This is a genomic window from Streptomyces albireticuli (assembly GCF_002192455.1).
Taxonomy (GTDB): domain Bacteria; phylum Actinomycetota; class Actinomycetes; order Streptomycetales; family Streptomycetaceae; genus Streptomyces; species Streptomyces albireticuli_B.
Genome location: NZ_CP021744.1, coordinates 1,346,975 through 1,360,384, shown reverse-complemented (window position 1 = coordinate 1,360,384; position 13,410 = coordinate 1,346,975). Strand labels below are relative to the sequence as shown.

Genomic DNA, 13,410 nt, shown 5'->3' with positions numbered 1-13,410 from the left:
CTCCGTTCGGGACCATCCGTGGAGCGAATGATCTAGCGCTCGCGCGGTGTCACGCGAGAGGATTCACGGCAACTTGAGCCAGGAGCGCGAGTCACGGACCATGTGCAGGCGTCCGGCACCTATCGGACGATCGGCACCACGAGAGGCACCACCCCGCCATGCTCACGAGGCGATCCACGACGCCCGAAACGGCCCCTGACCTGCAAGTTTCCAAGCCGCACACGTTTCGGATGTCCCTCCCAGTGGCGACAGCCCTGGTCATGGGCAACATCATCGGCGGCGGCATCTTTCTGCTGCCGGCTTCCGTCGCGCCCTTCGGCACGGTGAGCCTGCTGGCGTTCGGCGTCCTCACGGTCGGCGCCATCGCCCTGGCGCTGGTCTTCGGCCGGCTCGCCGAGCGCCATCCGCGCACCGGCGGCCCGTACGTCTACGCCCGTGAGGCCTTCGGCGACTTCGCCGGCTTCCTCTCCGCGTGGTCGTTCTGGACCATGACCTGGGTCAGCAACGCCGCCCTCGCCGTCGCGGGCGTCGGCTACTTCCACGTGCTGACCGGCGGCGGCTCGAAGTCCCAGGACCTGCTGGTGGCGCTGGCCATGCTCTGGCTGCCGGCCCTGGCGAACCTGGCGGGCACGCGCTGGGTGGGCGCCGTGCAGATGGTCTCCACGGTGATGAAGTTCGTCCCGCTGCTGTTCGTCGCGGTCATCGGGCTGTTCTTCTTCGACCCCGGCAACCTCGGCTCCTTCACCACCGGCGACGGCAACTGGACCGGCGGGCTGACCGCCTCCGCGGCGATCCTGCTGTACAGCTACGTGGGCGTCGAGTCCGCCGCGATGAGCGCCGGCGAGGTCCGCGACCCGGAGCGCAACGTCGGACGGGCCAGCGTGCTCGGCACCATCGGCGCGGCCGTCGTCTACCTCCTGGGCACCCTCTCGGTCTTCGGTTCCGTCCCGCACGACAAGCTGGTCACGTCCACCGCCCCGTTCTCCGACGCGGTCAACGTGATGTTCGGTGGCGAGTGGGGCGGCACGCTGATCGCCGCCTGCGCCGTGATCTCCATCGTGGGCGCGCTCAACGGCTGGACGCTGATGAGCGCCCAGGCCCCGTACGCCGCCGCCGAGGACGGGCTGTTCCCGGCCGTCTTCGCCAGGAAGCGGCGCGGGGTGCCGACGTTCGGCGTGCTGACCGCCACGGTCCTCGCCACGCTGCTGACGGTCTTCAACTACACCACCGGGGTGGCCGGGGTCTTCGAGATCCTCGTCCTGATCACGACCTTCTCGGCGACCGTCCCGTACCTGCTGGCCGCCGCCGCGCAGATGTACTTCCTGCTGACCGGCCGGCGCGACAAGGTCCGCCCGGCCCGGTTCACCCGGGACATGGTGCTCGCGCTCGGCGCGTTCGCCTTCTCCTTCTGGCTGGTCGCCGGTGCCGGTTACGCGGCGGTCTACCAGGGCGTGCTCTTCCTCTTCACCGGCATCATCGTCTACGTCTGGCTGGCGGCCCGCCGCCCGGCGGGGGAGACCGCCGGGGCTGCGGAGACCGCCGGGGCTGCGGAGACCGCCGGGGCGGCGGAGCCCGGAGCGCCGGCCGCGGCCGCCGTGACCGCCGCCGAAACCGCCGAGCCCGCCGGGGCCGTCAAGCGGTGATGCCACCGTCGAGGACGAGGTCGGCGCCCACGGTGTAGCCGGCCTCGTCCGAGGCGAGGTGGAGCACGGCCGCGGCGATCTCGTCCGGCGTGCCCGCCCGGCCGACCGGCACCTCTCGGCTCATCCGGTCGGCCTTGTCCAGGGAGGACTCGCCGGGCCGGGTGGACATCGGGGTCTCCACGGGCCCGGGGCTGACGGCGTTGATCCGGACCCCGTCGCCGATGTGGTCCAGCGCGGCGTTGCGGGTGAGCGCGGAGACCGCGGCCTTGCTGGTCGCGTACGCGCCGAGCCGGCTCAGCCGCATGTGCGCGCCGAGGTTCGACGAGATGTTCACGATCGCCCCGCCGCCGTGCTCCCGCATGTGGCCGATCTCGTACTTCATGGACAGCCAGATCCCCTTGAGGTTGGTGCCCATGAGCAGGTCCCAGTCCTCCTCGTCCATGTCGGCGACCTTGGCCGGGGTGGTGAGCATGCCGACGTTGTTGACCGCCACGTCGAGCCCGCCGAAGCGCGCGACGGTCCGCTCGACGAGGTTCCGTACGTCCTCCGCCCGCGTCACGTCCGCGGTGATCGCGACGGCCTCGCCGCCCTCGGCCTCCACGTGAGCGACGGTCTCCTTCAGGGGCCCTTCCCGGCGGCCGGCGACGACGACCTTGGCGCCCTCGCGGGCGAAGGCGAGCGCGATGGCCTGGCCGATGCCGGTGCCGCCGCCGGTGACGAGGACGGTCTTGCCGGTGAAGCGTGCGGTCATGGGGACGACTCCTCGAAGATGACGAAAACGATGAATAAAAAGAACAGTCGTTCTTGAATAAGGGCATGGAGAGTCCGGCCGATGACGAGCGTCGGTGGACGCCGGTCGTCGCCGGCCGCTCCCGCCCCGGGTGGGTCAGTCCAGCAGGGACAGCGCCTGGTCGGCCGCGTCCCGCAGCCGGGGGGATCCGGCGGGCGCCGCCTTCCCCACGACCCGCATGCCCTGCATGAGTACGAACAGCATCCGCGCGAGCCCCGCGGGGTCCCGCCCGGCGGGCAGCTCGCCCTGGGCCCGGGCCCGCAGCAGCGCCGAGGTCAGCGCCGTCTCCATGCCGTCCCAGCTCCGCTCCACACGCCGGCCCGCGTCCGGGTCGCGCGGCGCCAGCTCCACCGCCGTGTTGGTGATGAAGCAGCCGCGCCGCAGCTCGTCGCAGGCCGACTCGTCGGCGAAGCGGCGGATCAGCGCCCGTACCGCGGGCAGCGCCGGGCCGGGCCGCGACAGCTCCTCCAGGACGGTGGACTGCTCGCCGTAACGCTCCAGCGCCTTCAGGTACAGCTCGTGCTTGTTCCCGAACGTCGCGTAGAGGCTCGCCCGCGCCACGCCGAGGTGTTCGACGAGGTCCGCCATGGACGTCGCCTCGTAGCCGCGCTCCCAGAACAGCTCCAGGGCCGACTGAAGGGCGGCGTCGGGGTCGAATTCCTTTGTCCTGGCCACGTGATCAAGGTAGCGGTATCTGGAACGGTCGGTCAAGAAAGAATCCGCCGAGAGGCCGAGAGGGATCCTGGTCATGTGTGGTGAATCCACTCGAACAGGCTCATGTGGTCAATGCGTGTATGGGGAATGAATCCGGGCAGGAGCCCGTTGTTCCCCCGAGTAAGGCGAATGAGCGCACGCATCGCGTCATGACGGCCGTAAGGCGACGTGACGTCCGTAAGAACCGCAAGAATCGAGTGTTCGTGAGCATGGTCCCCACCATCACCCTCAACAACGGCGTCGAGATGCCCCAGCTCGGCTTCGGCGTCTGGCAGGTCCCGGACGCCGAGGCGACCGCGGCCGTCGCGACCGCCCTGGAAGCCGGATACCGCAGCATCGACACGGCGGCCGTGTACGGGAACGAGGAGGGCACGGGCAAGGCCCTCGCCGCGTCGGGCATCCCCCGCGCCGAACTGTTCGTCACGACGAAGCTGTGGAACAGCGCCTCCGAGACCTGGACGCGCGACAACGTCCTGCGGGAGTTCGACGCCTCGCTGGACAAGCTCGGCCTCGACCAGGTCGACCTCTACCTGCTGCACTGGCCGCGCGCCTTCCGCGACGACTACCTGACGATCCTGCGGACCTTCGCGGAGATCGCCGCGAGCGGCCGGGCCCGGGCGATCGGCGTCTCCAACTTCCAGGTCCCGCACCTGGAGCGGCTGCTGGACGAGACCTCCGTCGTCCCCGCGGTCAACCAGATCGAGCTGCACCCCAACCTCGCCCAGGCCGAGCTGCGCGCCTTCCACGCGCGCCACGGCATCACCACCGAGGCGTGGTCGCCCCTCGGCCAGGGCAAGGGCCTGCTGGAGGACGCCACGATCGCGGGCATCGCCGCCAAGCACGGCCGGACGCCCGCACAGATCGTGCTCCGCTGGCACCTCCAGCTCGGGAACGTGGCCATCCCGAAGTCCGTGACCCCCTCGCGGATCCGCGAGAACCTCGACGTCTTCGGCTTCGAGCTGGACGCCGACGACCTCCGGGTGATCGCCGGTCTCGACAACGGCACCCGGCTGGGCCCGGACCCGGACGAGTTCGACCAGTACTGATCCGCTCCGGCGGTGGATCCGCCGGGCCGTCACCGGTCCGGCGGGTCCGTCATGGGCCCGCCCGGGGCACGCGGTGATCCGGCGGGTCCGCCATGAGACCGGCGCGCCTGCCACGGGTCCACCCCGTCCACCCTCTCCGTCACATCCGTCACGGATCCGCCAGGTTCCGTCGAACGGGCGCGTACCGGCCGCGGGTACCCCGGGCCCAGAGCCCCGGGCCCCGCGACCGACGCCGCACCGCCCCCTCCCTAGACTCCAGGTCATGCAGTTCGCACCTCCCTGGACACCGCCGACCGACATCGAGCGGAGGCTCTACGAGTCGACGGCGCGCGGGGACTGGGACGGCCAGATCGGCGCGCTCGCCGAGGCCGGCCTGTTCGTGGGAGTGGCGAGGGCCGAGGCGGACGGCCTCGTACCGCCCGCGCCGCTCGCCCCCTACCGCGACCCGGTCAGCGGCAAGCGCGCGCTGCCGGTGCTGACCCGCGGCGCGCTGCCGCCCTGGCGCCCCGACTGGGTCTTCCAGCGGACCTCGCTGGCCGAGCTCGCCCAGGAGTGGCCCCACGACAAATGGTGGCTGGCCGTGAACCCCGGCCTGCCCGGCGGCACGGCCGTACCGGCCACCCCGCTGGACCGCGAGGCCTGGCTGGAGGTGTGCGCGGAGACCCCGCGCCCCGCCGGGGGACGGCTGGTGACGAGCCTCGCCGGGCCCCTGCACGGACCGCTCGCCCGGGGCCTGGCCTGCGGCGCGCCCCTCGCCGTGGCCGAGGCGGTGCCCTGGAACGTCCTCGGCGCGGTCCACCACGACTACGACGCCGACCGCGCGGCCCTGCGCGACACCTGGGGCGTCACCGACCCCACCGGCTGGCGATGGCTGACGGACCGTCTGCTCGCCGGGGAGGGCCCGGGGCGCGAGGCGGAGTTCGCGCTGCGGGCTCGCGAAGGCATGGCGGAGCACGAGGGCCGGGTGCCGGACACGGACCGGTGGCGGCAGTCCGTCACGCACGTCCTGCTGCACCGCGCCGCCTCCCGCGAGGAGGTACGCGCCCTGGACGACGTCGTCGTCCGCGTCGCCGGGTTCGAGGAGCGCCTCCGCCGGGACGGGCTGCTGCCGCCGGACGGCCGGGCCTGTTCGGCGGTGGCGTACGACCACGGGTGCGCGGTCGCCGTCGCCCGGCTGGGCCTGGCCGCCCGCTACTGCGACCCGGCGGAGGCCGAACGGATCGTCGTGGAGGCGGGCGTCCGCAGCGCTGCGGCGTACCCGTCGTGGCAGGCGTTCTCCGCCGGCTTCCTGCTGGGCCGGGCGCTGCGCTCCGGCGAGGAGGAGCCCGGCCGGACGGCGCTGCTCGCCCACCGGGCGCTCGCCGCCGACCCGGGCAGCCCCTGGCTCAACATCACCTGGTCGTGACGGCCCCGCGAACGGGCGCGCGGGCCGGCGGGCGCGCACAATCGGCGGGTGGATGCAGCGATCGCCCTGTTCACCGCGGATCTGCGGCTGCGTGACAACCCCGTACTGCGCGGCGCCGTGCGCGCCGGGCGGCGGGTCGTGCCCCTCTTCGTCGTCGACGACTACCTCGCCGCGACGGGCTTCGCCGTGCCCAACCGCGCCGCGTTCCTGGCCGGCTGCCTCGCCGACCTGGACGCGGGGCTGCGCGAACGGGGCGGCCGGCTGGTGGTGCGGCGCGGGGACGTGGCCGAGGAGACCTGCCGGGTGGCCGCCGAGACGGGCGCCGGGGAGGTGCACCTCGCGGGCGGCGTCAGCGGCTTCGCCCTGCGCCGCGAGGAGCGGCTGCGGGCCGCGCTGGAGGCGGACGGGCGCGGGCTGCGCGTGCACGACGCCGTGATCACGGCGGTCGCCCCGGGCGCCGTGCTGCCCGCGGGCCGGGACCACTTCGCCGTGTTCACCCCGTACTTCCGCCGCTGGTCCGCCGAGGCGCTGCGGCCGGTGGCCGACGCCCCGCGCGCCCTGCGGGTGCCCGAGGTGCGCTCGGACCCGCTGCCCTCGGCGGCCGCCCTGACCGGCCGGGAGGGCCCGCGCTCACCTGCCCTGCCCGAGGGCGGCGAGCGGGCGGGCCGCCGCCGCTTCGACGCCTGGCGGCGTGGCGGGATGGCGCGCTACGCCGACCGCCACGACGATCTGGCGGGCGACGCCACGTCCCGGCTCTCGCCGTACCTCCACTTCGGCTGCCTGTCGCCGGTGGAGCTGGTCACCCGGGCGCGGGCGGCGGCTCCGGGGGAGGGCGCCGAGGCGTTCGTACGGCAGCTGGCCTGGCGCGACTTCCACCACCAGCTGCTGGCCGCCCGCCCGGACGCGTCCTGGCACGACTACCGCCCCCGGCACGACCGCTGGCACGAGGACGCCCGCGAGCTCGCGGCGTGGCGGGAGGGCCGTACCGGCTACCCGGTGGTCGACGCGGCGATGCGGCAGCTGGCCCACGAGGGCTGGATGCACAACCGGGCCCGGCTGCTCGCGGCGAGCTTCCTCACCAAGACCCTGTACCTCGACTGGCGCGCCGGCGCCCGCCACTTCCTCGACCTCCTCGTCGACGGGGACGTGGCGAACAACCAGCTCAACTGGCAGTGGGTGGCCGGCACCGGCAGCGACACCCGGCCCAACCGTGTCCTCAACCCACTGACCCAGGCGAAGAGGTTCGACCCGCGGGGGGAGTACGTGCGCCGGTGGGTGCCGGAGCTCCGCGGGGTGGAGGGCCGGGCGGTCCACGAGCCGTGGCGGCTGCCGGACGGGGGTGGCGGCGGATACCCGGGGCCGGTGGTGGATCCGGGGGAGGGGGCGGGGCGGTTCCGGAGGGGGCGGGGGCTGGTGTGAGGGGGGTTGTTCCCCGCCCCGCCCCTTCCCGAATGTCCTCAAACGCCGGACGGGCTGAAATCAGCCCGTCCGGCGTTTGAGGACACCGCGCGGAGCGCGGAAAGAGGGGGCCCGGGGGCTTGCCCCCGGTTACGGGAAGGGGCGGGTAGGGGACTAGGCCCCGCGCGGCGGCACCCCCGTCAGGGATAAGCCGCCCCCACGCGGACAGAAGTCGAGAAGCGCGCGCCCGACCATCCGTACAGCCGAAGGAGACGGCGATGACGACGGAAACGACGAACCCATCCCTCCCCGCCGGACCGGCCGGCAAGAGCGACAGCACCACCGGCGTGGGCACAGGGACAGGCACAGGCACACGCACCGGCACCACCGTCCAAGCCAGCACCCCCGGCGTGCACACCCCCGCCGCCACCCGCGGCCGGACCACCATCGCCGACGGCGTCGTGGAGAAGATCGCCGGCCTGGCCGCCCGCGAGGTGCCCGGCGTGTACGCGCTCGGCGGCGGCTTCGCCCGCACGCTGGGCGCGGTGCGGGAGCGGGTGCCGGGCGGCCGGTCGAACGTCACGCGCGGGGTGAAGGTCGAGGTGGGGGAGCGGCAGACGGCCGTGGACCTCGACCTGGTGGTGGCCTACGGGGTGCCGATCACGGAGGTCGCGGGCGAGGTGCGGGAGAACGTGATCTCGGCCGTGGAGCGGATGACGGGCCTGGAGGTGGTGGAGGTCAACGTCGCGGTGGTGGACGTGCGCCTGCCGGACGACGAGGAGCCGCAGGAGAGCGAGGCGCGCGTGCGGTAGGTGGGCCCGTAACCGGGGGCTCCGCCCCCGGGCCCCCTTCCGCGCTGACGCACGGTGTCCTCAAGCGCCGGACGGGCTGAAATTCAGCCCGTCCGGGGGCACCTCCCAGCGGTAGCCGGGGCAGCTTGAGGGCCGGGCCCGGGGCGACGCCCCGTCGCGCGGCGCGGCCGCACGTCGGCCGCGGCGGAAGGGGCGGGGCCGGGGAGAGCCCCGCCCGGCCGCCGCCTCACCTCACGGCCGAGCGCTCAGCGCCCTCCATGCCCCGCCGCGATCGCCTCGATCCGCCGCGCCAGTTCCACGTCCAGACCGGTCACCTTGCCGCCCGCGCTGTGCGTGTTCACCGTCAGCCGCACCGTGTTGTAACCGAGCATCAGATCCGAGTGGTGCCCCAACTCCTCCTGGATCTGGGCGATATGGATCACCATGGCCGCCGCCTGGAAGTGGCCCTCGAAGGAGTACGCACGGCTGATGGCGTCGCCGTCCGTGGTCCAGCCGGGCAGTTCCTGGAGGCGGTCCTCCACGTCCTTCTGGGAGAGCGGTTCGACGGCCATGGGTGTCCCCTTCGTCGTGGATGCCGGTGGCTCCAGCGTCCCACGCGGCGGGGGCGCTTTCGCGCCATTGTGCGCGGCGCCGGGTCGCGCGTCGGATGCGCTCTTCCGGGCTCAGGGTGACACTCCTATGCTCCTGCGGCCGGAAGGGCAGGCGTTACCGACGGTAGGGGTTGGTATGAGCGGTACGGGCAGCACGCGCAGAGGATTCATCGGCGGGGCCGCGGCCGTCGCGGGCACGACCGCGCTCGGCACGACGGCACTCGGCGGCAGGGCCGCCGCCGCACCCCGCGGAGCGTCCGGCGGCCGGACCGTCGCGGTGCTCGGCGGCGGCGTCGCGGGGCTCACGGCAGCGCACGAACTGGCCGAGCGCGGCTTCCAGGTGACGGTGTACGAGAAGAAGTCGCCGGGCGGCAAGGCCCGCAGCATGGACGTGCCCGGCAGCGCCCGGGGCGGCCGCAGACCGCTGCCCGGCGAGCACGGCTTCCGCTTCATCCCCGGCTTCTACCGCAACCTGCCGGACACCCTGCGCCGCATCCCGTTCCCCGGCAACCCCAACGGCTGCCACGACAACCTCGTGGCCTCCAGCGAGGTCCTGTTCTCCCGCATCGGCCACGAGGACATCCGCCTGCCCTTCCGCAGCATCGGCAAGCCGCCGCCCGTCCTCACCCCGGACGCCCTGCTCCGCGCGCTGACCGGTTTCCTCGACGCCTTCGGGAACATCCCGGCCCACGAGGTCGCCTACTTCGCGAACCGGCTGCTCGTCTGGTTCACCAGCTGCGACGCGCGCCGGCTCGACCGCTGGGAGCGGGTTCCCTGGTGGGACTTCATCAAGGCCGCCCGGATGTCACCGAACTACCAGCGGCTGCTCGCGATCGGCATCACCCGCAACATCGTGGCGACCAAGGCGGAGGTGGCCAGCACCAGGACGGTCTGCAACGTCACCGAGGCGTTCCTCTACAACATCCTGGGCCGCGGCGCCGACGGCGAACCCGACCGGGTGCTCAACGCCCCCACCAACGAGGCCTGGATCGACCCCTGGGTCACCCACCTGAAGTCGCTGGGCGTCACCTTCCGCGTCGGCTGGCCCGTACGGGACCTGGGGATCGACGGCGGCCGGATCACCGCGGCCGTCGTCCAGGACCCCTCCGGCGCCCGCCACTCGGTGACCGCCGACCACTTCGTCTCGGCGATGCCGGTCGAGCACGCCCGTACGACCTGGAACGCGTCCGTACGGGCCGCGGACCCACGCCTGGCCCGCTGCGACGACCTCCAGACGGACTGGATGACGGGCATCCAGTTCTATCTGACCGAGCCCACGCCCATCGTCCACGGGCACATCAACCACATCGACTCGCCCTGGTCGCTCACCGCCGTGGGACAGGCCCAGTACTGGTCCGGGCGGAACTTCCGCGCGGACTACGGCGACGGCGCGGCCGCCGACTGCCTCTCGGTGGACGTCTCCGAGTGGGACAAGCCCGGCATCCTCTACGGCAAGAAGGCCAAGGACTGCACCCGCGAGGAGGTCGCCCGCGAGGTGTGGGCGCAGCTGAAGGCCGGCTTCAACGACACGGGCCGGACGGTCATCAGCGACTCCAAGCTGCACTCCTGGTTCCTGGACCCGGCGGTCGAGATCGGCGTCCCCCGGCCGACCAACGACGAGCAACTGCTCATCCACCCCGTGGGAACCTGGTTCAACCGCCCCGACGCCGCCACCGCGATCCCCAACCTCTTCCTCTGCGGCGACTACGTGACCACGGACGTCGACCTGGCGACCATGGAAGGCGCCAACGCCTCGGCCCGCGCCGCCGTGAACGCCCTCCTGGACGCCGTGGGCTCGCGGGCCGAACGGTGCACGGTCACCCCGCTCTACCGCGCCCCGGAGCTGGAGGCGGTCAAGGCGCAGGACGCCGTGCGGTACAGGTTGGGGCTGCGGAACGCGTTCGATCTGGGGTAGACGCTCTACTGTCCAGGCGTCGAGAAGGCGGTCTGGGCGTCCAGAAAGAGGCGTACGACCTTGGCTTCGGGGTCGTCCTCGGAACCGTAGAGGGACAGTGCCTCCTGCCAGACGATCCGGGCGCGGCCCGTCTCGCCCATGCCGTCCAGGGCGCGGCCGAGGAGGGCGAGCACGTCGGCTCGGCGCCGGTCACCGCTGGTGAGGGTGCCGAGCGCCTGTTCCGCGAGGTCGGCCGCGTCCGCCGGACACTTCTGCGCGAGCCGGATCCTGGTCATCCGGAACAGCGCCAGGCCCTCCCGCAGCCGCTGGTGCCATGTCTGAAAGAGGACCCGGGCCTCGTTGAGCGCGCGGAAGGCGTGCTCGGCGTCCCCGGCCCGTTCCAGGGCCAGCCCCAGGGCGTTGAGGGCGCTGCCCAGCTCCGGAGTGCCGCCTGGCTCCCGCAGGAGCACCACGCTGCGCCGGGCCTCCTCCACCGCGCGGTCGACCGTGCCCCCGGCAAGCAGCAGCCGGGAGAGGCTCGCTAGGGTGACGGCCTCACCCATCCGGTTCTCGTCGCGGCGGAACGCGTCGGCGGCCCTGCCGAGGAATTTCCCGGCCCGGTCCCGGTTGTGGTCGCGGCGGGCCAGCGAGCCCATCAGACGCAGAGTGTGCCCCAGCGAGAAGAGGTCCTGGACCGAGGCGGCGCACTTCTCGGCGCGTGCCGCCTCGACCGCCGCCCGCTCGATCCGCCCGGCGATCTCGTGCCCCCTGGCGAACAGATACCGCGCCCGCGCCTCGACGAGCTCCGCACCGCGCTCACCGGCGACGGTCGCGACGCTCCCGGCAGCCTCCGTGTGCCGCTCGGTGAACTCCCCGCCCTCCAGGACGTCACTGATCGCCCACAGCGTGTCCACCGCCCGGCGCAGGTCCGCGTCGGAGACCCCCGACGGGTCCGCCATGACGTCCTCCACGGCGGCGAGCACGTTCCCCGCCTCGGAGAAGAGCCACTCCAGAGCCTCCGCGCCGTCGTCGAAGGACAGCCCGAACCCGACCCCCGACGCCAAATGCTTCGGGCTCCGGTCCCCCGGACGCAACGTCATCTGTGCGACGGTCGCCGTGCACAGCTGGAAGCCGAGCAGCCGGGTGGCGGCCGCCCGCCGCTCCTCCGGGGGCTCGTCGCGCTCGGCGCAGGCACGGGCGTAGAGCCGGACCAGGTCGTGGAACCGGTAGCGGAGAGGCGCGGGGGACTCCAGGAGGCTGCTGTCGACCAGTGATTCGAGCAGGTCCTCGGTCTCGGCCAGGTCGTCCTCGGCCGACCCGGAGCCGAGCAGGGCAGCCGCTGCGTGCAGGGAGACGTCCGCCCCGGACGTGGTGCCCAGCAGCCGGAACGCGCGCGCCTGCGACGGCGTCAGCCGGCCGTACCCCAGCTCGAACGTGGCCTTCACGGCCGCATCGCCGGCCCGCAGTTCGTCGAGGCGCCTGCGCTCGTTCACCAGCTTCGCGGCCAGGGTGTCCACGGACCAGGAGGGGCGGGCCGCGAGTCGTGCCCCGGCGATCCGGACGGCCAGCGGCAGCCCGCCGCACGCCTCCACCACCTCCAGGGCCTCCTCGCGCTCGGCCGCCACCCGTTCCTCGCCCACGATCCAGGTGAAGAGGCCCAGTCCCTCCTCACGGTCCATCACCGGCACGTCGATCTGACGCGCCCCCGAGAGGCCGCCGAGCCGCGCCCGGCTCGTCACGATCGCGGCGCTGCCGGGCGCTCCCGGCAGCAGCGGCCGGACCTGCCGGTCGTCGCGGGCGTTGTCCAGGACGACGAGCGTGCGCTTACGGTCCAGCAGTGACCGGTACAGCGCGGACCGGGCGGCGAGTCCGCCGGGGACGCGGGCGGGGGCCACCCCCAGGGCCGGCAGGAAGTCGCCCAGCACCGCCGCCGGGTCCAGCGGGTCGGGGCCCGCGCCCTGGAGGTCGACGTACAGCTGCCCGTCGGGGAAGTGCTCGCCCACGGCGTGGGCGACGTGCAGGGCGAGCGTGGTCTTGCCCACCCCGCCGACGCCCGCCAGCACCGAGACGGCCGTCGCCGGGCGCTCCTCCGCCACCAGGACCCGGGTCAGCTCGCCGACCAGGTCGCCCCGCCCGCTGAAGTCCGGTACGTCCGCCGGGAGCTGCGCGGGGCGCACGGGGACGGGGCCGGGCTCGGGGGCGGCGGCCTCCTCGGCGGGCGGGTCGTGGTCCAGCCGGGTGTCGGCGTGCAGGATCCGCTGCTGGAGCTCCGACAGCGCGGGGCCCGGGTCCACGCCCAGCTCGTCGGCCAGCAGCCGCCGTGTGTCCGCGTAGACGGCGAGCGCCTCGGCCTGCCGCCCGCTCCGGTACAGGGCGAGCATGAGCAGCTCGCGCAGCCGCTCGCGCAAGGGGTGCTGGGCGGTGAGGGCCGTCAGCTCGGAGACGACCTCCGCGTGCCGGCCCAGCTCCATCCGCAGCTCGACGCGGGACTCGGTCAGCTGGAGCCGCCACTCCTCCAGACGGCTGCGCTGCGTCTCGGCGAACGGGCCGGGCAGGCCGGCGAGCGGCTCGCCGTCCCAGACGGCCAGCGCCTCGTCGAGCCGGGCCAGGGCCCGGACGGGGTCGCCCGAGGCGCGGGCGCGCTCGGAGTCCGCGACGAGGCCCTCCACGATGTCGAGGTCGAACCAGGCGTCCTGGAGGTGCAGGGCGTAGCCGCCGGACTCGCTGACGAGGATGTCCCCGTCGGCCCCGAAGGCCTTGCGCAGCCGTGAGGCGTAGGTGCGCAGGGCCGCCAGCGCCGCGTGCGGGGGTTCGTCCCCCCAGAGGTCCTCCAGTAACTCGGCGGCGGTGGCCGTGCGGTGGCCGCGCAGCAGCAGCGCGGCGAGCAGGCCGCGCTGCTGGGGGGACCCGGTGTGCAGGGGCTCCTCGCCGCGCCAGGCCCGCACGGGGCCGAGCACCGAGAAGCGCAGGCGGTCCCCGGCCGGCGGACGGCGGTGCGCCGGGACGCGCGCGGCGGCCGGGTGGCCTTCCCCGGTGCCGCCCGCGCCCTGCCGCACCGGGCCCGCGACCTCGCGGCCGACGCTCCGCAACGAGCTGTGGAGTGCCGCCCGCGCCCCCG

10 protein-coding genes are annotated in these 13,410 nt (G+C 73.8%); 6 read left to right on the top strand and 4 right to left on the bottom strand.

Features of this window, described 5'->3' with window-relative positions; all coding sequences use genetic code 11:
* Positions 1-230: 230 nt before the first annotated feature.
* Complete coding sequence (locus SMD11_RS05850) at positions 231-1,643, top strand: amino acid permease (protein ID WP_199843804.1); 1,413 nt, start codon at positions 231-233, stop codon at positions 1,641-1,643.
* On the opposite strand, the gene SMD11_RS05845 is transcribed toward SMD11_RS05850, so the two are convergent.
* Both SMD11_RS05845 and SMD11_RS05840 read right to left on the bottom strand, forming a co-directional pair.
* Positions 1,633-2,394, bottom strand: a complete 762-nt coding sequence (locus SMD11_RS05845; RefSeq protein ID WP_087925411.1) for an SDR family NAD(P)-dependent oxidoreductase — start codon at positions 2,392-2,394, stop codon at positions 1,633-1,635. The two genes, SMD11_RS05850 and SMD11_RS05845, sit on opposite strands and share 11 nt — an antisense overlap.
* Positions 2,395-2,529: 135 nt before the next feature.
* Positions 2,530-3,108 (bottom strand): TetR/AcrR family transcriptional regulator, encoded by a 579-nt coding sequence (locus tag SMD11_RS05840; RefSeq protein WP_087925410.1) that lies wholly within the window; start codon positions 3,106-3,108, stop codon positions 2,530-2,532.
* A 242-nt stretch (positions 3,109-3,350) separates the two neighbouring features.
* Here SMD11_RS05840 and SMD11_RS05835 point away from each other — a divergent pair, with 242 nt between their 5' ends.
* The 4 genes from SMD11_RS05835 to SMD11_RS05820 all read left to right on the top strand — a co-directional run bounded on the left by SMD11_RS05835 (position 3,351) and on the right by SMD11_RS05820 (position 7,808).
* The gene (locus SMD11_RS05835) at positions 3,351-4,193 is read left to right on the top strand and encodes an aldo/keto reductase (RefSeq protein WP_087930307.1); all 843 of its coding nucleotides are present in this window, start codon (positions 3,351-3,353) and stop codon (positions 4,191-4,193) included.
* Between the two features lie 262 nt (positions 4,194-4,455).
* A complete protein-coding gene (locus tag SMD11_RS05830; RefSeq protein WP_087925409.1) occupies positions 4,456-5,598 on the top strand; it encodes a DUF1266 domain-containing protein in 1,143 nt (380 codons plus the stop codon).
* A 48-nt stretch (positions 5,599-5,646) separates the two neighbouring features.
* Positions 5,647-7,017: a cryptochrome/photolyase family protein gene (locus SMD11_RS05825; RefSeq protein ID WP_087925408.1), complete on the top strand. Its 1,371-nt coding sequence runs from the start codon at positions 5,647-5,649 to the stop codon at positions 7,015-7,017.
* Positions 7,018-7,274: 257 nt separating this feature from the next.
* Positions 7,275-7,808, top strand: a complete 534-nt coding sequence (locus SMD11_RS05820; RefSeq protein ID WP_087925407.1) for an Asp23/Gls24 family envelope stress response protein — start codon at positions 7,275-7,277, stop codon at positions 7,806-7,808.
* Between the two features lie 245 nt (positions 7,809-8,053).
* On the opposite strand, the gene SMD11_RS05815 is transcribed toward SMD11_RS05820, so the two are convergent.
* Positions 8,054-8,359, bottom strand: coding sequence for a 4a-hydroxytetrahydrobiopterin dehydratase (locus SMD11_RS05815; RefSeq protein ID WP_087925406.1), 306 nt, complete (start codon positions 8,357-8,359; stop codon positions 8,054-8,056).
* 175 nt (positions 8,360-8,534) lie between these two features.
* Between SMD11_RS05815 and SMD11_RS05810 the strand changes: the two genes are divergently transcribed.
* Positions 8,535-10,313 (top strand): hydroxysqualene dehydroxylase, encoded by a 1,779-nt coding sequence (locus SMD11_RS05810; RefSeq protein WP_087925405.1) that lies wholly within the window; start codon positions 8,535-8,537, stop codon positions 10,311-10,313.
* Positions 10,314-10,318: 5 nt separating this feature from the next.
* On the opposite strand, the gene SMD11_RS05805 is transcribed toward SMD11_RS05810, so the two are convergent.
* Positions 10,319-13,348: a BTAD domain-containing putative transcriptional regulator gene (locus tag SMD11_RS05805; RefSeq protein WP_418952506.1), complete on the bottom strand. Its 3,030-nt coding sequence runs from the start codon at positions 13,346-13,348 to the stop codon at positions 10,319-10,321.
* Positions 13,349-13,410: the final 62 nt, after the last annotated feature.

What these genes read in the sequence shown, in the direction of transcription:
- SMD11_RS05815 (WP_087925406.1), bottom strand. Translation starts at nt 8,359, where the DNA reads ATGGCCGTCGAACCGCTCTCCCAGAAGGACGTGGAGGACCGCCTCCAG.
- SMD11_RS05850 (WP_199843804.1), top strand. Translation starts at nt 231, where the DNA reads ATGTCCCTCCCAGTGGCGACAGCCCTGGTCATGGGCAACATCATCGGC.
- SMD11_RS05845 (WP_087925411.1), bottom strand. Translation starts at nt 2,394, where the DNA reads ATGACCGCACGCTTCACCGGCAAGACCGTCCTCGTCACCGGCGGCGGC.
- SMD11_RS05820 (WP_087925407.1), top strand. Translation starts at nt 7,275, where the DNA reads ATGACGACGGAAACGACGAACCCATCCCTCCCCGCCGGACCGGCCGGC.
- SMD11_RS05810 (WP_087925405.1), top strand. Translation starts at nt 8,535, where the DNA reads ATGAGCGGTACGGGCAGCACGCGCAGAGGATTCATCGGCGGGGCCGCG.
- SMD11_RS05830 (WP_087925409.1), top strand. Translation starts at nt 4,456, where the DNA reads ATGCAGTTCGCACCTCCCTGGACACCGCCGACCGACATCGAGCGGAGG.